Here is a 21291-nt window from a genome sequence, read left to right as displayed (position 1 = left end):
TTACTATAACTCAATTCGCATTCAAACAAAACTAAACAACCAGTCACCGGTTGAATTCCGACGACTGGCTGCTTAAACTTGTAAGGTGTTTTGATCCCTGTCCTACAAACGGGGGTCAGTCCCCATCTTCAGCATGGGGTCTTTCTTATTTTACTCCCAGTATAGTTCTACTTTATCCCCACTTACTAAAGGGGTTTGGAAGGAAGCTGCTACATGATTTACCTTCATGATGAAAGTAGGTAGCTGGTTTGTTCCAATCGGCTGAGCGGGAATTTCTATATAACGAAATATATCGCTTACCATAGGTGCTTCTCCTACTGTGGAGTGTATCGTTACCACATCGTTATGCTGAAGCTGGGTTTCAATGGTAGCAGGATTACCATTGAGCTGTATATCCATGTGACCTGTTTCTAGGCAGATAAGCTGGTCGTTTACATAAACATTTACAGTCTCCTGAACCATATCCTCTGGACTTACCAAATCACCGATTGTTGGGGTCTCTAAATCGTGAACCTCGCAATGGATGGTATCTTGTGAATGAACCAAATCCAATAGAGTAGCCTTTTTGCCGTTTAAAAGAATATGTAATTCTTTGCAAGAAAGAGAATAGGTTTGATGATTACATGTAATCGTAAATAAAGGAGCTTCAGCTACCTCCTGTATCAATGTGGCAAACCTGCTGGACTGTATGGCTTCCCCGACGGTTTTAGGCAGACGCATCTCCAGATCCATTCGATCAGAAAGCAAGGCATCGCTTTTTAGAATGATGCGCTCATGTAAAACAATAGGAGGCTGTAACAACTCCTCGCCATTAATTGTGAGGGGGAGTACCTGACTTGAATCAATGAGATCCTGAGCCAAAGCAGTTGCTTCCATACCATCCTCACCTGGACTTACACGAATGATGTCTCCATCAGAAATAAGAGAATCGAGTGAGCCTGTTCGACCATTGATTACAATGGTAGGAGAGGTTCCATGTCCTCCGGGGATGATTTTAAGACGTCCATTCACATTGACTGACATAGCTAGACCCGGACGGCCATGAAGCCGTTTAATGTCCATACCAGCCGCTAGGAGCGCGTCACCTAAAGTCATTTTCCGAAGATCAAAGAGCCTTACAGGTGTATCATTAATAGTAACCGTTACATAACGAATCGGTTGGGAATGTGCAGCGAGAGCAATTCCAACAGGTGTTACAAATGCAGGCCCGTTTAGCAAGGGATGTTCACCAACAAATTGCTTGATGGCATCAGCACCTCGAACTGCAACACGATTAGCTGGCAATCCTAAATGCTGGGCTACCTTTGTTGGCAGAGTCGGAGTTAAGCTTCCGCCCCCAATTAACATAACTGCTTGAGGAGCCTTGCCATTCAGCTCCAAAATTTTATGAGCGATCTGTTCAGCAAGAGATTCGATTTCAGAATCAATAGCCGCAATGACCTGATCTGTAGCTAATTCCTGTTCGATTCCTAAAATATCGTGGAACTGAACGGTTTCTTGATCGTGTAGCTGGCGCTTTACCTCTTCTGCAACAGGAAAATCCAGTAAATAAGCATTCATAAGAGCATCTGTAATCTCATCTCCGGCTGTTGGCACCATGCCATAAGCCGTTATGCTTCCATCTTCTGTTAAAGCAATATCAGAGGTACCAGCACCGATATCAACAAGTGCTATGTTTAATCGACGCATCGTAGTAGGAATCAATACATGAATGGCAGCAATCGGCTCTAAGGTAAGGGCCTTCATTTCCAGACCACTTCGTTTGAGAGCTGCTAACAAGGAATCTACAACCATGCGTGGAAGAAACGTTGCGATAACATCAACAGAAGCGTTTGTTCCACGTTGATCGATTAGGCTACCGATAATCTCCTCATCCAAATAGTAGTTAACCACACTGTACCCTACGCAATAATAGCGTGTAATATCCAATTCATTCAGTTCTTGGGCTAATTCTGCCTGTGCCTTTTGTACCGCAGAAAACTCCAGAGTAAGCACATCGTCTTTGGTCAACACGGGTAAATGGGAGATAGGAAGCTCGAAGCGCACGCGCTTTGTTTTCAGCGAGCGTCCTGCTGCTGCTACTGCCACTTCTTGTAAGGGACCGTGTTTTTCAGATAGATGCTGCTTGATCTTCTCGATGATTTCAGCGACTGCAAGTACATCGTGGATTTGTCCGTCCAGCATAGAGCGTTCCTTATGCTCTAAAATGTAACAGTCTTTAATTTGAAACTTGTCTTTCTCTTCAAGCGGTTCAACGATAAGTCCTACTACACTACGGGTACCAATATCTAAAGCAAAAAGAGTGTTATTTTGCTTATCTGCATGTTCTTCTAGCAAATGAAATGTCTCCTTCCCATTTGGAATGGAAGATTTACGTATTTTCTCTATCATATACTAGCTTCTAAAGATAATAAAACCCCATTAAATTAACCTTTTTCAAAAAAAATGTAGCTTGTAACAATTACTTTCGCGCTTTTTGGTACTAAAGGGCTGGTCAAACGTCTAATCATCTACTATAATAACAGATAACTCAGAACGTCTTATGTATAACCATACTGTGATTTGCAAACGATAAGGGAAAAAGTAGAAGGGTGGAGTAGAGATGAGAAATGAACAAATTGAGGCCATTCGCCGCCAATTGGACACAATTAATTTGCAATTATTAGAATTGATCAACAAGCGTGCCTCTTTGGTTCAAGAGCTAGGCCAAGAGAAGAGCAAGCAGGGCGTGAATCGTTTTGATCCAGAACGTGAACGCGACATGTTGAATCTAATTGTAGAGAATAACAATGGACCATTCAGCGACGAGGCTATTCGTCATTTATTCAAACAAATCTTTAGTGCTTCTCTTGACCTGCAAAAGGATGAGGATAAGAAAATTCTACTAGTAAGCCGTAAAAAACAACTAGAGGATACGGTTCTTACTATTAAAGGCGTGGAATTTGGTGGAAAAGAGAAGATTCTGATTGCCGGCCCATGCTCAGTAGAAAGCTATGATCAAGTTCGTGCTGTAGCTGAAAATCACGTGAAACAGGGATTGCGTGTGCTTCGCGGTGGTGCATACAAGCCGCGTACCTCTCCATATGACTTCCAAGGGCTTGGAGTGGAAGGATTAGAGATTCTGAAACGCATCGGCGACGAGTTTAATTTAGTAACAATTAGTGAGATCGTAACACCTGCTGATCTTGAAATGGCGACAAAATATGTAGATGTTATTCAAATTGGTGCACGTAACATGCAAAACTTCGAACTGCTAAAAGCGGCGGGTCGTACTAATCACCCTATCTTATTAAAACGTGGGCTCTCAGCGACCATCGAGGAATTCATTTACGCTGCTGAATATATTCTATCAGAAGGAAATACGCAGGTAATGCTTTGCGAACGTGGTATTCGTACGTATGAAAAAGCAACCCGCAACACCCTTGATATCTCTGCTGTGCCAATCTTAAAACAAGAGACTCATTTACCTGTATTTGTAGATGTGACTCATTCGACTGGCCGCCGAGACCTATTGCTTCCAACAGCGAAAGCGGGCTTGGCAGTAGGTTCTGATGGTATCATGGTTGAAGTTCATCCTGATCCAGATGTAGCATTATCCGATGCAAAACAACAGCTAACGATCCCAGCTTTCAATGAAATGCTAGATGAACTTTATGCTTCTGGTCTTTACAAACCAGAAACCGCTATTTTGAAATAAAAGCAGAACCAAAACCGTGTGTAACCCTAGCAGGCCTCTCATTGGAGCGGTCTGCTTTTCTCTTATGGTAGGGTGAGTCAGAAGTAGATGTTATACATAGCTTGAAGAGAGTGCAGGGTGGTGGTTTCCGGCGGGTTCTGTGCTAATGGAACCAGCCTATCAAGAGACAAAAGGACCAAAAACGGCGAAATCATGCCGTTAATAGGAAAAATGTAGGCTGAGAAAACGGTTGCAACTATGGGTATCATATCGTATTATATGGCTATAAATTTATGAAAATAATACTGAAAGGTATAATCTGGAAAAGATAGGTGGACGTAATATGCCAATTACAATATATGATGTAGCACGTGAAGCAGGAGTATCGATGGCAACTGTATCAAGGGTCGTTAATGGCAATCCGAATGTAAAGCCATTAACACGTAAAAAAGTAATGACCGCTATTGAACGTCTAGGTTATCGCCCCAATGCAGTAGCAAGGGGTCTAGCAAGCAAGAGAACCACAACGGTAGGGGTTATTATTCCGGATATCTCCAGTCAGTTTTTTTCTGAGCTAGCACGGGGTATTGAAGATATCGCTACCATGTATAAATACAATATCATTCTTTGTAACTCAGATCACCGCTTAGAAAAAGAATTGCAATTAATCAATACCTTATTAGAAAAACAGGTGGATGGATTGTTATTCATGGGAGCCGAGATCAAAGAAGATCATTTTCATTCCTTAAAAACGGCGTCCATTCCAACGGTTCTAGCGGCTACTCGCGATCCAGAAGGAAAGCTACCAGCAGTGACAATAGATCATTTCCAAGCGGCTTATGATGCTACTCAGGCCTTAATTAGACGTGGGCATAAACGTATAGCGATCATTACAGGGCCAATGTCATACCCGTTAGAAGGACTCGTGCGCTTTGAGGGCTATAAACAAGCGTTATTGGATGCGGGATTACCGTATGATGAACAATTGGTTGCTAATGGTTCCTTCCGATATGAATCAGGTCTTCAAAGCATGGGAGACTTCATGAAACTAGCAGAACCTCCAACAGCCGTGTTTGCAGCCAGCGATGAAATGGCAATAGGTGCGATTCATGCTGTTCAGGATTTGGGACACTCTGTACCCGAGGATGTAGAAGTAATTGGTCACGACAATGTGCGGTTAGCAGAGATGGTACGCCCTCGTCTTTCCACAGTTGTTCAACCAATGTATGATATTGGGGCCGTTGCGATGAGATTGTTAACCAAGTATATGAATAATGAACAAGTTGAAGATCATATTGTGTTATTGCCGCATCGGATTGAGTATCGTCAAAGTACGAAGGAAATGGCAGAAGAATAGTTACGCGGGATAGAGGGTGAGAAGATGACTATCGGAATCATGGGAGCGATGGACGAGGAGATCGCTTTGTATTTAGAAGACATGCAAAATAAAGAAACCGTCACAAAAGCGGGTATCACTTATCATATAGGTGAATTTCTGGGGAAAAAAGTAGTGCTTTGCAAATCAGGTGTAGGTAAAGTAAATGCTGCTGTCTGCACACAAATCCTCATTCAGGAATTTCAGGTAAGTCAGGTGATTTTTACTGGTGTGGCTGGTGCTGTCCATCCAGATTTAAACATCGGTGACATTGTTATTTCCACAGATTGCATGCAGCATGATATCGATGCCACTTCACTTGGATTCAAACCAGGGGAGATTCCTTTTGAGAAAACATGGTGTTGGATCGCAGATGATAAATTGAAGGAATTAGCAATAAATGCTGGCCATCAGTTAGAAGCTGATATTCAGATTGTTACAGGACGAATCCTCTCAGGTGATCAATTTATTGCAGATCGCCAAAAAGTCCAGCAATTATCGGAAACATTCCAAGCATCATGCACAGAGATGGAAGGGGCAGCAGTCGCTCAGGTATGCTCCATGAATGAGGTGCCTTTTGTTATTGTACGTGCGATGTCTGATTGTGCAGATGGTTCAGCTCATGTTAATTTCCTTGAATTTACGAAGCTTGCTTCCAAGCGTTCCTATCAAATGGTAAGGAACATGCTTCATACGATGAAAAAAGAGGGGGCTTAACAAAAATGAGTCAATCAAGGGCAATTATATACTCAACAAAGGGCTGTATTGAATGCGATATGGTTAAAAAAATGCTAGATGAGAAATCCGTTTCTTATGAAGTGAGAGACGTTATGAGCAGTAGCCAGTATCAGGAAGAGGTAGAAGCATTCGGGTTTATGGGTGTTCCTGTTACTGTCGTGAATGGGAAAGCAGTAAAAGGGTACCAGCCTGATGGTATTTTACAAATGTTAGGAAAATCAAAATAACATAAAAATAAGCAGATATACTCATACTTAATGGTAAGGGTCGCTTAACTGACAAAAGCGGGTTTGTATCGTATGCATTATGCATCGTACGAATCCGTTTTTCTTTTTCAGGCAGAGGAGGGGGAATTCCTCATGAAAATTTACGATAGATAATGAATTGACAAGGACATTGATATTATATATACTTACATTAAGTAATCAACTTACTTTTATTCAATAATAAAAAAAGATGTTATTCCATATATCGAGCAAAAGGGGTTGGAAAGAATGAATTTCCATGGTTATCCATATACATTTGTAAGTCAGGTTCACCTTATCATTGAAAATCTAGAGCGTTCTATAGCATTTTACAAAGATATGTTAGGGCTTAAGATTCTCGATCAAACAGAAACAAAAGTGGTTTTTACTGCTAATGGAAAAACTCCTCTGGTAACAATTGAGAAGCCAGACCATGTAACACCGAAAGAACCATGGAAGACAGGATTATATCATTTTGCCCTCTTAGTTCCTAATCGTGCCGACTTGGCTAACACGTTGTTACACCTCCTACAAGAAGGATATCCGCTACAAGGAGCTTCTGATCATCTTGTCAGTGAGGCAGTTTATTTGGCAGACCCGGATGGAAATGGAATTGAAATTTATGCGGATCGACCATCTGAGACATGGGTTTGGGAGGGCGATTCTGTGGGAATGAGCACGGAAGCTTTGGATATCGAAGGGGTGTTACAAGAAAATAAAGAGGATACTTGGAAGGGATTACCAAGCGGTACGATTATGGGGCATATCCATTTGCAGGTAGCCAATTTACAGCAGGCGGAGGAATTTTATACGAAAGGGCTTGGATTTGAAGTTGTATCTAGATATGGGAACCAGGCACTCTTTATTTCTACAGGAAAATATCACCACCATATCGGTTTGAATACATGGGTAAGTGCCGGTGCATCTGCGCCAAGCCCAAATAGCGTTGGCTTACAATCTTATACGCTGGTATTACCTGACGAGGAATCGAGAGAAAGAATGGTTCAGCAGGTAAAAAGCTTCGGGGCTACTGTCACAGAAGAAAACGGGATCAAGATTACGAAAGATCCATTTGGCAATACGATTCATTTAGTCGTGTAACAATGTAGGTGTTATAGATAAGAGAAGAGGTATGCTGGAATTTGCATACCTCTTTTTATCGTGTTAGAGAGGAGACGTAACAATACTCTTCTCTTTTAGAGATTATTTTTTAAAAGAAAAATAAGAAGGCTGAGACAATCATTTATAAATGAGGAGCATGCAAGATTGCTTTACCAAAGGAGAGACGATTTTTTTCGCTAATTTCTCCACGTCTTGGGATCGTCATGAACGCACTCACATCGTCAAATAAACAGGGAGGTAATTCTAAGGGACTGTACGGAAGCCATTTTTGTAACCATTCAGTAGGAAGAGGACCATCTGATAGCCATTGATCTGTCATCTCGCTCCATAATAGCGTCCAAGCACGTGGAACAACACGCCAAATATCATAGCCTCCACCGCCAACGGCTACCCATCTTCCTTGGCATAACTCATGAGCTAGTTTATGAGCAAGTCGGGGGATTTGCTGATAGATACGCATAGAGCAGCTCAAATGTGTGAGAGGATCGTAGTTGTGGGCATCGCAACCGTTTTGAGTAATGATGATATCAGGTTGAAAACCATGTGCGATTCTAGGGAGGAGCGACTCGTATATTTCAAGGAAAGAATCATCTTCAGTGAAAGCATCAAGTGGTACATTTACACAGTAACCAAAGCCCTGGCCATCTCCACGCTCCGTAACATTTCCTGTACCTGGGAAAAGATATTTTCCTGTCTCATGCAGGGAGATCGTCATGACATTGGGGTCGTCATAAAAGGCCCATTGAACGCCGTCACCATGATGGGCATCTGTATCAATATATAAGACGCGGGCATCCCAATGTTTACGTATGTATGCGATTGCTACAGAGCAATCGTTGTAAATACAGAAGCCAGATGCTCTCCCCCGAAAGGCATGATGCAATCCACCGGCAGGATTAAAGGAATGCTCCGCCTGTCCGTTCATCACGATATCGACTGCTGAAATACTTCCTCCCACAATCAGAGATGTAGCTTCATGCATATTTGCAAATATCGGGACATCTTCGGTTCCTAAGCCATAGCTAGCTGCAAGCGGCAATTCTTCTGGCTGAGTGCCCTGTCGTTTGACTATTTCTAAATACCTGGGATCGTGTACGAGCAGTAATTCTTCATCGGTGGCATAGCGTGGAGCTATAATATTCTCTGGGGTGAGTAATCCATAAGCTTGCATGAGATCATATGTGAGTAATAAACGTTTTTGATTAAAGGGATGCTCCTCATGAAAAAAATATTTGGTATAGTCGGCTGAATAGATTAGACGGGGGGTACTAGTCACGTAGGAATTCCCCCCTGATCGGGTCGAGTACATGAAAGCCTTTGTCACGTAACATGCTTGTCACCGTACGAGTATCCATGGTCGTCACTCGAAAAACCAGATTTTTCTTCCCTTCTGTAGCTGAGGGAAACACAATAACGCTACTAACATTTACTTTCGACTCACGGATAATCTGACTTACTTCCGCTAACACGCCGTAGCGATCTTCTACTTCGATTTCTATCTGGGAGCTGGCTTTGTTTACACCAAACAGTTCAATCATTTTATATAAAATATCGGATTCTGTAACAATGCCTACTAATTTATTCTCCTCAAGCACTGGCAACGACCCGACCTTGTACTCGTACATGGTCTTGGCAGCCTCCTCAAGAAAATCAAGAGGGTGGGCGGTTATCACTTCTGTATTCATAATCTCTTGTACGGGTTTGGTCATAATAATATGATCATCGGCTCTAGCGTATAAGGAAGAGGGGAGTGCATCACGTAGGTCTCGGTCGGAGACGATTCCGACAAGGATTTGATTATCTAGGACAGGTAGATGGCGAATGCGATTTTGCTTTAAGAGAGCTAATGCTTCGCCTATACTTGTGGTAGCGGTAGCTGTGACTACCTGTTTGCGCATAAAGTCTTCTAAACGCATAAACAAACTCCTTTCAACAATCAAGAGCGTAATTTCTTAATACATATAACGTGATTGAAATCGCATGCTGTCAAAGGTAGTCATACTTTCAAGCGGAACTCGTTTACCAATGCGTGTCATTAGACAGTTTGCTGGATGTGAGCAAATTTCGGAATCGTCGGTGGCCGTCCACATCATACCGACACTGCCCATCAATTTTTCCATCACCTTGCGATAGTCCCAGACACTTAAACCAGTTCCTTGTAAATCCCAATGCCAATAGTACTCTGTTGATAATATAATGTAATCCTCCAGTGCATCGTCCATAAAGGCCACTTCTAGCATCTGCTTTGCTATACCGCCTTTACGAATCTTCGAGCTTACCTCAATAGCTCCCAGCTCCAGCAAATCGTCCATTTTAATCATAGACCAACGCTCCAGTGGGTCAGGATGTAGGAAGGTGACGTAGGCCAAAACTACATTTTCATGGCGTGCCACTATAATTCGTCCTTCTGGCAGGTCAGCAATTTCGACAAGTGCTTCTTGTTGTTGCTTGGGAGCGCGAAATGCTTTTAAACCTTCATCAAATTCCATAGTAGCCAAGTCCTCAGAGCATACTGGCCCTTCAATTATAATTTGGTTATCATGAACCCATACTTTTTTTTGATAAAATGTTTTCCTATGAATCACTAGGCCTCACCATCGCTTCCCACGAATCTACATGCTTAGTATATCTTATTCCACACAAAAGGAGTCTTATATTTTTGAAAATTCAAGAATCCGCCATGGATAAAAAAAGACTGCCGGGATGGATGCCCCAACAGTCTTTTTTGTGGTTATTTATTTTACTTTTGCATGGGCTGAAGGAGCAGATTCACCATAGGTATTCACTGCAGTGATGTAGAAGCTACCTCCAGGCTCACTTGTGGTTAATACAAAGCTTGGTTCGGATACGGAATCCATCAATTGATAGTTCGTTGTACCATTCATAGCATAGTAAACGTTGTAGGCAACGATGTGATCTTTCGCTGGACCTTTTTTCCAACTGACTTTAATTCCATCTGCTGTTTTAGAAGCACTAACGCCTTGGATTTTACTCGGTGCACTAGTAGCTACTGGTGGGGGCGTTGTTTGGCCGCCATCAGGTGGAGCAATAGGATCTACTTCCGTGCCTGGTTGATTGTGGTCAGGATTTGGCTGTACAGGCGGATTGCTATCACCTGGGATATCCACACCTGCACCTGAGGTAGAAGATGCCTGAGACTCGTTACCTGAAAGGTCAACTGCTGTTACATAGTAACCATGGTCACTACGTTTCGCATCAGTGTACGTTGTCGTTTTCGGGTCTTTAACGGTTGCGATTTTCTCAAATCCACCGTTTGCGCTTGCACGATAGATACGATAGCCTAGTACATCCTGCTCTGGGCTGGCATTCCACGTAAGGGTCGTGCCACTACCTGATTTCGCAATAGTAACGCCTGATGGAGCAGAAGGTGTTCCGTCTACAGCTACGCGTGGATCTTCTTTTTCCGGCATCCGCTCTGCCCAATCGGCAGGTTTAGTTCCAACCCTGCTATTTTTCGCAGAAATTTGATCAGACGATGGGAGTGGCTCTGGACTCTTAAAGAAGACGCCCTCTGTTACAAAATCATCTGGTGTATTTTCCTGCGCCAGATAGAGAACCTCACCGACTTGAACAACACGAACTTTTTGATGAGAATCGTCCACTTTGGTTGGTACAAATCTTTGATTAAATAAATCGGTAATCACGTGGCCGGTTTGTTTCGATAGCTCACTTGGCAACATGCCGGACTTGCTATCAATTGTTGCGCTGACAATGCCACTTGGTTTACTAAACTTCGCTGATTTGTCAGCCACTTTGGAATCAATTTTAAAGACCTCTGTCATCACCTTACCCCAAATTTCCATTGGTCGGCGTTGTGCAGAACCAGGAATGGTAGTTGGAACATCATAGCCTGTCCATACACCAAGGGTAACATCAGGTGTGTAGCCTACAAACCAAAGATCGTAGGAATCATTGGTAGTTCCTGTTTTTCCGGCCATATCTACGCCTTTTGGTACATATTTTCGCACAGAAGCACCAGTACCGGAGTTGACAACGGTACGCATCATGTCTGTCATCAGATAGGCGGTCTGTGGACTAAATACTTTAACAGGTGTGACATTGTGTTCATAAATGGTATTTCCCCGGCTATCCACGATTTTTTGAATCATGTAGGCATCTACAAAGTTTCCATCGTTGGCAAATGTAGAAAATGCATTGGTAATTTCTTCGCTGTTTAGACCGTAAGCTAGCCCACCAATAACTCCGGTAGCCGCATAATTATCACTATCGACCAGAGTGGTGACACCCATTTTTTTCACATAATTTAAAGCGGTTGGAATTCCGACTTTCAAATACGTTTTAATAGCTGGTACGTTCCAGGATTGACGCAGAGCTTCGCGGGCACTCATCATACCATGGTATTTGCGGTCCCAGTTAAGCGGCAGGTGAGTACCTTTACTTCCATCTGCCAATAGTACAGGTGAATCGTCAATCGGGCTTCCCGGCTGTAAGATACCAAGCTCCAATGCTGGTGCATATGCGGCGATTGGTTTCATAGCTGAACCGGGTTGTCGAGAGGCGGTGGCGTGATTGGTTTGTTCAACGTTAAAGTCGCGGCCACCCATCATGCCGATGATTGCACCTGTTTTGTTATCAATGAGTGTTGCGCCTACTTCTTCTAGAGCGTTTTCGATCTTTTCCTTTTTTCCACCACGTGTCACAGAATAGGTACGATTGCTACCAAAGTTTTTGGGATTAGCAGCGATCTTTTCCATGGCGGTATTAATTTCCTTATGCACAGTCGTGTACACATGATAGCCCTTTTGGAGAATTTGACGTCGTTGCTCCTCTAGGAGCTGACGATATTCATTGCGGCCAATTTGTGATTTATCACGACCTTCGTTTGCTAGCTTTTGGTCCAACAGAACCTCAGCAGTACGTTCCTCAATTTCCATCATAAGGAATGGGTGTTCAGCGTATGCACGCTTTTCTGGTTTGGCGAGATGTGCCTGTAAATTAGTGGAGAGGACCTGTTGTTGTTGAGCAGCTGTTATGTAATTGTTCTCTCTCATCCGTTCTAGCACCATTTTCTGGCGCTCCAGTCCGCGACGATACCCTTCCTTGTTAAAAGGAGAGTAGGCCATAGGACTCTGCGGAAGTCCAGCTAAGTAAGAGGCTTCGGCTAGATCAAGATTGCTTGCATCTTTGCCAAAAATCCCTTTTGCGGCAGCTTGAACGCCATAAATGTTAGAGCCATTGGCGTCCTTACCAAAATAAACGTCATTCATGTAAGCTTCTAAAATTTGATTCTTGCTAAACATTCTTTCGATTCGTATGGCATGAAGAATTTCTTTCGCTTTTCGTTTATGGCTTACTTCAGGTGAGAGGATGGTACGTTTAATCAATTGTTGTGTAAGAGTACTACCACCTGTTATAACACTTTGTTTAGTAAGCTCTTGAATGGTTCCACGTAAGGTAGATTGAATAACTATTCCATTATGTTCATAGAAATACTTGTCCTCTGTGGCAATGATGGCGTTAATGAGCGCGGGTGAAATCTCCGAAATCTTCACCATCCGACGATCTTCTCCCTTAGCTCGAAGCTGACCGATCAAGGAACCATCTTGATAGTAGGCGAACCCTGTTTGAAACTTGCTAAACAAGAGCTCTTGAATCTCTTCTTTGCTTCGGATCGGCTCATCATTCACAAGAGCGGCTATGTAGCCCGTAGCAACTCCACCTGCGAGAAACAGCCCCATAAATCCTAACAAAAAACAGTATGCAAGAACTACTCGTACAGGGTGCTTCTTTCTGCCGCGCTGCCCTATTTTGCGTCTAGGCCTCTTGGCAGAAGCATCTTTATTCTGCATATACGTCCTTTCCCCCTTAAAAGATCAGCCCCATTATACCATAAGTAAAAATACTGGGGTAGAATCATGTCGAGCCATAGGTAATTTGAGTGTAAAATGACCGATAACCATGAATGAAGGCATTTGTAGGTCAGAATCACATCCATATCTGGCAATGCTAGCTGGCGTATGAAAAATAGAATGATAGAGTAAGCTGAACCTCTCTTTTCCAGCAAATAAGCTTCTCTATACTAGATTTTTCCTGTAAATAAGCTATTGCTACGTAAACGAAAAAACTCTCCCTAATAATTGACGCAAATGTAACGTCAAGGTTTCGAAATACTAGGCTATTCCTCTAAATTTTGATGTTTCTGACTTTATCCTAAGATAGCTGATGGCACATAAGAGTCTTTATAAACGCAATAGACCTAGGGGATGGGAAGCGAGGATTTAATCGAATATTGTCGCGTACAAATAAAAAAGCTCCACACCCAAAGGATGTGAAGCTTGATGTTTCCAAGTAAAGACTAACGGCTGTACCACTCAACGATCAGAGTTTCGTTGATTTCAGCAGGCATTTCAGAACGGTCTGGTAGACGTGTGAAAGTACCTTCTACTTTGTTATCATCGAAAGTGATGAAGTTTGGTACGAAAGTGCGAGCTTCCAAAGATTCTTTTACGATAGCAAGGCCACGAGATTTTTCACGAAGAGTGATAACATCTCCTGGTTGTACGCGGTAAGAAGCGATGTCAACTTTTTTACCATTAACAGTCATGTGACCATGGTTAACCAACTGACGAGCAGCTGGGCGAGTTGCAGCAAAGCCCATACGGAAAACTACGTTATCAAGGCGGGATTCAAGAAGCTTCATGAAGTTCTCACCCAATACGCCTCTCATTTTTTGAGCTTGTTCGAAAGTGCGACGGAATTGCTTTTCGTTTACACCGAACATATGACGTAGTTTTTGTTTTTCTTGTAACTGAATACCGTACTCAGTCAATTTACGACGGCTTTGACCGTGTTGTCCTGGTGCGTAGTTACGTTTAAGATCTTTTCCTGTTCCATCTAGAGAGATACCTAGACGGCGAGCCAGCTTGTGGCGTGGTCCTGTATAACGAGACATATGCTCATTCTCCTTTAAGTTGGATTCGTAGGTGTTTACTTCCAAAAGGCAAGTTTCATCTTCATACACGAACTTCAGACGGTAGCGTTTCTGCATCGTGCTCCTCTTGAAAAACAGCCGCAGTCAAAAGGCAAAGGGGGTGAAACTAAAAGGCAAGCCTCGTATTCCTTTTGTTTTTACCTACAATCAATGCTACCCTATTCAAACATAACTCTTATTCTATATGCTCGCTCTAGGTAAAGTCAAGAGAATGTCTTAGAATAACAGCCGGAATCCGCTGGGAAAATCAAAGCTTGCAGATGACTAATGCCGAGGCTTACTATATAGGGATCCTTCAGGCATCATTTTATTGTAAACCTCTAAGAATTTCTGGAAATAGATAGCGGCCTCCTCACGAGTCACAGATGCATCTGGCTTAAAGCTTTGATCGATCGTTTCCATAATTCCAAGTGCGGTAACGATTGAAATAGAACCCTTCTCCTTTAAATTGGCTGTATCCGTAGAAGATGCTACAAAGAGATTTGGTAGCTCAGCTAGGGAATGATAGCCCAGAGCTCGGGTGAACGATTCTGCTAATTCAGCCCTCGTAATCGGTTTTTCTGGTTGCAGGCTCTTGGTTTGGGGAATATATCCGCGTGCAAGGGCGAACTCAATAGCTCCAAAGTATGGAGAAGTAGCAGGGACATCATGAAAGCTGGCTTGTTTTGGTATAAATTCATCATCATAATTTCCATTGCTTAGGATAGCTACTAGCATCTTGATTATCTCACCGCGCTTTATGGGCTCTTTAGGCTTTATCTCTCCATCTATAGGTTCAATTGCATTGTACTCGTACAGAATCCGTAATGCTTTTTGCTTGTCAGTAGGAAGCTTCTGCAAATCCTCTGGCTCTGTCTGATTTACTTCCACAGGTTTATTAGAATATAAATGAATCCACTTACCAGTGATTGCGTCTAGCGTAAGACTGTTGCTAGACGGTTGTAGTGTATAGACGAGAGTCAAGGGCTTTGACTTTGACGACTGTTGATTTTTATCACGATGATCCTCTTGTTTCACTTGATAAGTTAATGTAACCTCCAGTTGCTGTAGCCATTTTTCTTTCGCTTCTTCTAGAGAAAGGTAATCAGGTGATTTTTCTGGGAAGTTAACTTGACTAATTGAAGAAGAAAATGAAAGTAATTCCCCGGTTTGTTGATCTAGGATGACACTGGCTCCCTCTGCTGAAAGCATGATTCCGTGAATATATCGCTGGAACATAAAAGAACTTTCCAGCGTATCGTTATAGTCAGGTTGATCATCATGATCAACCTTATCTAAATATAAGGTTTGAGCTTGATAAGGAGCTAATTTTTTTACGTTCTCTATAGCAAGTTGTTGTAATTTCTCTGGTGCTATTGAAGCTTTGTTTGTATCTTTGTTCCTTTTCTCCACGTTGAGGTAGTAATTCAGTACGTTTCCATTTTTTTCGTCAATCATGAGAGAAATGGTGTCAATCTCATGATTTTGTGTTTTTCGTTCAAAGGATAGATCCCAAAAGGCTTCTTTCTCTCTATCTTTCTTCTGATAGATTGCCTCTGTTAATTTCCAGTTCCCCAATGGAATTAATTTTTGGGCTAGCTCGACTGCTTGTGCTTGCGTTAATTGTTTTCCCTGATGCAAAGGAGGCAGTGGCTTGTCAACTATAGGCGAGCGCTTGTTGGGATTACTAGACACAGATGAAGAAGGTTTTTCTAAAAATGTACCAGTGATCGCATCTATAGCTAATTCCTTTTCATAATCATAGGTTAGTCGAGGATCAGTTCTTTGTGTTTCTGTAGAATCTGGTATTTTATAGCTTAAAGTAATAAAAGGGCTTTCTTTAAAAATTTTAGTAGCTTCCTCAGGAGATATTTTCTTTGAATCAGCAGGGAAATTCAAATCTTCACTCCATGTAGAAATGTAAGATACAATTGTCCCATTAGGGTTGACTGTAACTCTTACAGAATCATCAGGAAAAGGTATTCCGTTTATTTGTCTTTGGTAGGTAAAAATGTATTCTGTAGAGGTAAGTGCTGTTCTGTTATCTGAAAGAGGTGTAGGCTGCAAGGAAATACTTGATAATTTTTTGCCAGCATGTTTACGTAGAAACGCTTCGGCTGCTTGTTGAGCTTGTTCTAGTGAGATAGGTTTCTTGCTTTTATTTGCTAAGAGAGAAAGATGTGAAATAGAATAGCTATTTAATTCGCCTGAGTTTGCATTGATTTCGACTAGTAAAGAGAATGGCTTTCTTCGATCAATGTTACCACTATTCTCCCAAGCAAACGTCCAAGTGGGAGATAAATTCATATCTTCATTTAATGTAAAGTGGCTATCGGTTGGAACTGGATTCATGCTGGACCATTCCTTTGCAAACTCAGACGCGATAGCGAGTGCTTGTTCTCTTGTTAATTGGGACTTGCTTACTAGAGGAGCTGTGGGTTGGAGATGCTGTTGGGGTGATTTTGTGTTTGTGTTAGCTTCGACGACTGAGCCTGAAAGTAGCAACATGCCTGATAAGCTAAGTAGGCTTATTGGACGGATCAATGAATGCATAAATAAAACCTCCTAAACCTGCAATGTGTAATGTATGTACATGAAACTGACATATATATAACGGTAACAACAGGGAGGCAATGAGACGGGGAAGTCATGCTGGCGTCGTATAAAGAACTAGAACGAAAGAGGAGTTTTGAGCATTTCAGTGGAATTTAAAAATTAGGAAAAATGTGTTATTGAATTTTGAAGATTCTAGTATCTCGTGATTATATCCATTATAATTAAATTGTACATATTCATGCAAGGAAAGTAGGGTGTCTTACTATCATGGAAACCATCGTATACTTAATCCGACATGGAGAAACGGATTGGAATCATATACAGAAAATACAAGGTCATACGGATACCGATTTAAACGAGTTAGGGTATAAGCAAGCGGAAAAGCTGGCGAATCGTCTTGCTTCAGAAGGCTTTGCTCATGTGTATTCAAGCGATTTAAAACGTGCCTTTGAGACGGCGAAACGTGTAGGAGAACGTCAGCAGACTCCTGTTCCTGTCACGAAAGTACGCGGATTACGTGAGCGTTGCTATGGCGATTGGGAGGGGCGCCACCTTGCTGATGTACAAAAGGATATGCTAAATGTTGAACCACATCAGTCAATCTGCGGGATTGAATCCTATCACGCTATGCAAAAGAGAGCTGATCGTGTTCTAAGCGAAATTATTGAGAAGCATCCCGGTCAAAAAATTGCCGTTGTAAGCCACGGCGGTTTGATTAATGCTTTTCTGCATTATATTACTGAAGGTCAGCTTGGTACGGGGATCACTAAAATTGGCAATACGGGAATCACCATTTTGCATGTGGAGAATAAATCGTGGAAAGTTATGGAGATAAGTAGAGTTGACCATCTAGAGGAAACCATAACCGATTAATGATTAATATAGAGGAAGAAGGAATCAGCATTGCGGACACGAACGCAAATAGGAACAGTAGGTAAATTATTTGATAGCGTTGTTCCCTTTTTTCTGCCTTCTTGGCCCATACAAGCACCAGGGCTCCTTTTCTTTGCTACTCCAGAGCGTGGTGTAATCGCTACTTATGAATTGGGAACACTCCCGGCACATTTGCCTCCAACTTTTTTTCAAGATGCTATGGAGGAGCTAGTTAAGCAGGAGGTAACCAAAGCTTGGAAAAACGGCCAGGTAATTAGTAAGGAGCGAGTTACTTCTGAGTGTGGTGATTACAAATGGCTGTTGCAAGCCTTAGGTCCTCAACCAGATGATATACATGCGATTGCAGGCATTCTTACTTGTGCACAGGAAGCTTTGGTCAATATACGAACCTACGGTGAAATGGTAAAAGGATTATATTCGCTTGGGTATAAAGGGTTTATTCAGCGCATGGCCAGTGAGATCGTAGTGGAAGCGAGCAAATGTAAGGAAGCCACTCCATTTATGAAGACAGTTGTTAACGGTTTACACGCTATGGTGGGAAGGGGGCATTGTTCGCTTATTAAATTGGATGAAAGTGGACATTTATTGCCGCAGGAGCGTTACACAACAGATTCCGCTGTATACGCAGGCTCTAAAATACATCAGGTGTTACATTGCTTTATATCTAAAAAGGCAGAGATTTATCAAGAAGATTCCCGCGTTGCGATGTATCCAATTTATGTGGAGGATGAACCGATCGCGGCACTTATTCTTCATGTAGCCGATCAAGAACAGCAATGCTTAGATAAATTGGATATCGAGATGCTTCATTCGACTGGAGAACAGGTCAGCCATCAGTTGCATAGGACTTTACACATGCATGATATCTTACGGGAAACTCAAAAGAAGGAGCTTCTTTATCAACTGACAAAACAAATTCATGCTTCGATTGACGTAAATGACGTACTAGCTGGAGTGCTTGCAAGTATCAAGCAATTATATCCGTATTTTTCAGCGGAACTGTATCTTACTATGGAAATGGAAACAAATTTACCAATCAAGACCTTTTCCTTAAAAAAACAACATAATCAGGTCAGTCAGCAGGCTTATCTGGAAGGAAAGCTAATGATGGGCCAAGAGATCATAGATGGGCAAGCGATTACTTTTGTCGCTGCTCCGTTACATGGGAGACAAGGAATTTATGGGATTCTCCAATTGGCCACCCATGAAATCATTAATTTATCCGCGAAAGAGACCGAATTTATTTCTATTTTGGCGGAAACAGCAGGTAACGCCTTTGAAAACGCTCAGTTGTATCAGCAATCACGCGACATGGTTCGTGAATTGCGCTTAATCAATGAGATGGCCCAGCAGATTAATCGTAGTTTGAACATGATAGATATACTTGAGTTCGTGATTAAGATGCTGCATCGAACGTTTGATGCGAGCTATTCTGCTATCCTGCAAAAAGCATCAGACGGTGAGCGGATGCAAATCATCTCCTCATCCAAGAGCGATCAGATCGGACAATTCGTACCGATTTCGGCTACTCCGATTGCTGAAATTGTAATTGATAAGCGGAAAATTTTACCTTCTTCCGACAGCTTTACTCATTTACCTCATCATTTATTTCCCTATCATTCTGTGATGGGGGTTCCTTTGTTGCAAGATTCAGAAGTATCAGGACTCTTACTGGTAGCAGATCATAAGCCTAATTTCTTTACCTATGATGACTATAAATTACTGGAATTATTTGGGCAACACACCAGCCTAGCTATTACTAATGCTCTCTTGCTTAGTGAAGTGGAACGCATGGTTATCACCGATAATTTAACAGGGCTTTTTACACGTAGATACTTAAATGAGAACGTGAAGAAATCCTTACTTGCAGATGAGCAGGGCTCCTTAATTTTAATTGATATTGATTACTTCAAAAGAATTAATGATACCTATGGCCACCTTGTTGGAGACGAGATATTGTATCAGGTAGCTTCTGTTATTAAGAACTGTATTAGGGACAGCGATATTCCAGCAAGATGGGGCGGCGAAGAGATAGCGATTTACCTGCCGCATGTTGATGTGCTGATTGCCAGTAAAATAGCAGAACGCATTCGTATTCGTGTGCAACAGGAAAGTAAACCAAGTGTTACGATTTCCTGCGGCGTTGCTATGTGGAGCAGGGATGTTCAACAAAATCGCTCGACAGAAGAACTGTTTCACGATGCAGATGTGGCCTTATATAAAGCAAAGCAAGAGGGGCGAAATCAGGTAAGAAAGAGTGAGTCGAGTAAAATATGGTAGGCTATGAGAAAATGCTATCCGTAAAAATCTGGGGGAGATAGGATGTCTGCCGTATCAAAGAAGAATAGATCGTCAAAGGCCGCTACAGAGATAGCAAAGGGAGTGTATCAAATTTCTCTGCCTACTCCATTTACAGTAGGAGATGTGAACGTATATGTAATTGAAGGTCAAGAATGTATCACGCTAGTCGATGTAGGTCCGTTAACAGAAGAGGCGTGGAGTAGTTTAGAGAATGGACTAGCCTCGATTGGATATCGGGTGGAAGACGTGGGGCAAATTGTGCTTACACATCACCATGTGGACCATATTGGACAATTGGAGAAGGTAAAACATCTATCACAAGCAAAGGTATATGCCCACCCTTTGGCAGCACCATATGTTGAACAAGATGAGGAATTCATGCAGTTCCATGATGAATTTTTTATTACTTTGTATAAAGAGTGTGGACTACCAGAGGAATTGCTATCTGTTGTGGAAAAATTTCGCAGGATGATGGCCACCTTCCAAGAGAAAAGCAAGGTGGACGAATCTCTTGTTCATGAGCAAGCCCTTCCTCATTTTCCTGAGTGGCAAGTATTATTTACACCAGGACATTCTCAGTCTCATTTATCACTATATCGGGCCTCTGATCAATTATTGATAGCGGGGGATCATCTGATCTCTACCATTTCTTCCAATGCATTTATTGAACCACCACGAGATCGTAGCATGACTCGACCGCTAACATTAGTGCAGTACCGGACCGCCTTGGAGATGTGTGCAGGGATGGATATTAAGCTAGTGGTTTCTGGACATGGTGAACCGATCGAGAATAGTCGCGAGCTGATTTTTGAGCGATTGCAGAAGACCTGGGAGCGTACCAATGCGATCCGCCGTTTTTTACTTGATGGTCCAAAGACCGCCTTTGAATTAGCTGTCCTTTTATTTCCGCTGCTCCACCTCAAGGAATTGCCTCTCGTTATTTCTGAAACCTTGGGACATATTGACTTACTAGTGATGGTTCATCAGATACACGTACAAAATAAAGAGGGCGTTCTCTATTATTCACTATAATCCTTCCTTCAGTAAAAGTCCTTTCCTGTTAGACAAAGCGGGTAAGGACTTTTTAGTGAAATGAATCCTCTCCCTCCTATCTTGCGTCTTTCTATGTAGAGAGAGTGAGTAAGGAACTAGTAGTAAGGTAATTTTATACATAGCTTTTATTGTCGAAAGAACAGGGAAGCACCCTTTTTTTGCATGTCGATCTGTACTATAATAAATGAGTTCCTATTCAAGATAGAGAGGTGGATGGATGATCAAAATCATTCTTCCGTTACTCTTTCCTTTTACTAGTTCTTTTTTAGTAACGTAGGTGAAACTAGGGAACATATTGGTACAGGAGAATCTGCAAACGTATTGCTCATTATATACACTCTTTTGGCATTTGGGCGATTGTGGTAAGCTGTATTATCGC

15 protein-coding genes are annotated in these 21291 nt (G+C 42.1%); 8 read left to right on the top strand and 7 right to left on the bottom strand.

Annotated elements, in window-relative coordinates; genetic code table 11:
- Positions 1 to 150: 150 nt before the first annotated feature.
- Positions 151 to 2337, bottom strand: coding sequence for a cell division protein FtsA (pilM, locus tag O0550_RS23000; protein WP_258427304.1), 2187 nt, complete (start codon positions 2335 to 2337; stop codon positions 151 to 153).
- Between the two features lie 265 nt (positions 2338 to 2602).
- On the opposite strand from pilM, the gene O0550_RS22995 reads away from it, so the two are divergent.
- The 5 genes from O0550_RS22995 to O0550_RS22975 all read left to right on the top strand — a co-directional run bounded on the left by O0550_RS22995 (position 2603) and on the right by O0550_RS22975 (position 7135).
- Complete coding sequence (locus O0550_RS22995) at positions 2603 to 3697, top strand: bifunctional 3-deoxy-7-phosphoheptulonate synthase/chorismate mutase (protein WP_003334834.1); 1095 nt, start codon at positions 2603 to 2605, stop codon at positions 3695 to 3697.
- Between the two features lie 322 nt (positions 3698 to 4019).
- Positions 4020 to 5033 (top strand): catabolite control protein A, encoded by a 1014-nt coding sequence (gene ccpA / locus O0550_RS22990; protein ID WP_022585820.1) that lies wholly within the window; start codon positions 4020 to 4022, stop codon positions 5031 to 5033.
- A 24-nt stretch (positions 5034 to 5057) separates the two neighbouring features.
- A complete protein-coding gene (locus tag O0550_RS22985; RefSeq protein ID WP_003334836.1) occupies positions 5058 to 5768 on the top strand; it encodes a 5'-methylthioadenosine/adenosylhomocysteine nucleosidase in 711 nt (236 codons plus the stop codon).
- A gap of 5 nt (positions 5769 to 5773) precedes the next feature.
- Positions 5774 to 6016 (top strand): glutaredoxin family protein, encoded by a 243-nt coding sequence (locus tag O0550_RS22980; protein ID WP_022585822.1) that lies wholly within the window; start codon positions 5774 to 5776, stop codon positions 6014 to 6016.
- 267 nt (positions 6017 to 6283) lie between these two features.
- Entirely contained in the window at positions 6284 to 7135 is an 852-nt protein-coding gene (locus O0550_RS22975) for a VOC family protein (protein ID WP_003342513.1), read from the top strand.
- A 142-nt stretch (positions 7136 to 7277) separates the two neighbouring features.
- Here O0550_RS22975 and O0550_RS22970 read toward each other — a convergent pair whose 3' ends face one another.
- From O0550_RS22970 to O0550_RS22945, 6 genes are all read right to left on the bottom strand, one after another.
- Positions 7278 to 8432: an acetoin utilization protein AcuC gene (locus O0550_RS22970; protein WP_035318664.1), complete on the bottom strand. Its 1155-nt coding sequence runs from the start codon at positions 8430 to 8432 to the stop codon at positions 7278 to 7280.
- On the bottom strand, positions 8425 to 9072 hold the full coding sequence (locus O0550_RS22965) for a CBS and ACT domain-containing protein (protein WP_003342515.1): 648 nt from the start codon (positions 9070 to 9072) through the stop codon (positions 8425 to 8427). The genes O0550_RS22970 and O0550_RS22965 overlap by 8 nt, the downstream gene beginning before the upstream one ends.
- A gap of 36 nt (positions 9073 to 9108) precedes the next feature.
- Entirely contained in the window at positions 9109 to 9741 is a 633-nt protein-coding gene (locus tag O0550_RS22960) for a GNAT family N-acetyltransferase (RefSeq protein ID WP_022585826.1), read from the bottom strand.
- Between the two features lie 150 nt (positions 9742 to 9891).
- Positions 9892 to 12987 carry a penicillin-binding protein 1A gene (locus O0550_RS22955; RefSeq protein ID WP_096887604.1) on the bottom strand — a complete coding sequence of 1032 codons (3096 nt, stop codon included), beginning with the start codon at positions 12985 to 12987 and terminating at the stop codon, positions 9892 to 9894.
- Between the two features lie 506 nt (positions 12988 to 13493).
- Positions 13494 to 14090 carry a 30S ribosomal protein S4 gene (rpsD, locus tag O0550_RS22950; protein ID WP_003342518.1) on the bottom strand — a complete coding sequence of 199 codons (597 nt, stop codon included), beginning with the start codon at positions 14088 to 14090 and terminating at the stop codon, positions 13494 to 13496.
- Positions 14091 to 14393: 303 nt separating this feature from the next.
- Positions 14394 to 16661, bottom strand: coding sequence for a YcdB/YcdC domain-containing protein (locus O0550_RS22945; protein ID WP_258427302.1), 2268 nt, complete (start codon positions 16659 to 16661; stop codon positions 14394 to 14396).
- A 270-nt stretch (positions 16662 to 16931) separates the two neighbouring features.
- Here O0550_RS22945 and O0550_RS22940 point away from each other — a divergent pair, with 270 nt between their 5' ends.
- The 3 genes from O0550_RS22940 to O0550_RS22930 are packed head-to-tail and all read left to right on the top strand — an operon-like array spanning position 16932 to position 20891.
- A complete protein-coding gene (locus O0550_RS22940) occupies positions 16932 to 17537 on the top strand; it encodes a histidine phosphatase family protein (protein ID WP_022584919.1) in 606 nt (201 codons plus the stop codon).
- Between the two features lie 30 nt (positions 17538 to 17567).
- A complete protein-coding gene (locus O0550_RS22935; RefSeq protein ID WP_258427301.1) occupies positions 17568 to 19838 on the top strand; it encodes a sensor domain-containing diguanylate cyclase in 2271 nt (756 codons plus the stop codon).
- Positions 19839 to 19880: 42 nt separating this feature from the next.
- On the top strand, positions 19881 to 20891 hold the full coding sequence (locus tag O0550_RS22930; RefSeq protein ID WP_258427300.1) for an MBL fold metallo-hydrolase: 1011 nt from the start codon (positions 19881 to 19883) through the stop codon (positions 20889 to 20891).
- The last annotated feature ends 400 nt before the right edge of the window (positions 20892 to 21291 follow it).

Source organism: Brevibacillus halotolerans (assembly GCF_026891775.1).
Lineage (GTDB): Bacteria > Bacillota > Bacilli > Brevibacillales > Brevibacillaceae > Brevibacillus_B > Brevibacillus_B halotolerans.
The sequence above is the reverse complement of the archived record's forward strand: the minus strand, read 5'-3'. Positions and strand labels throughout refer to the sequence as shown.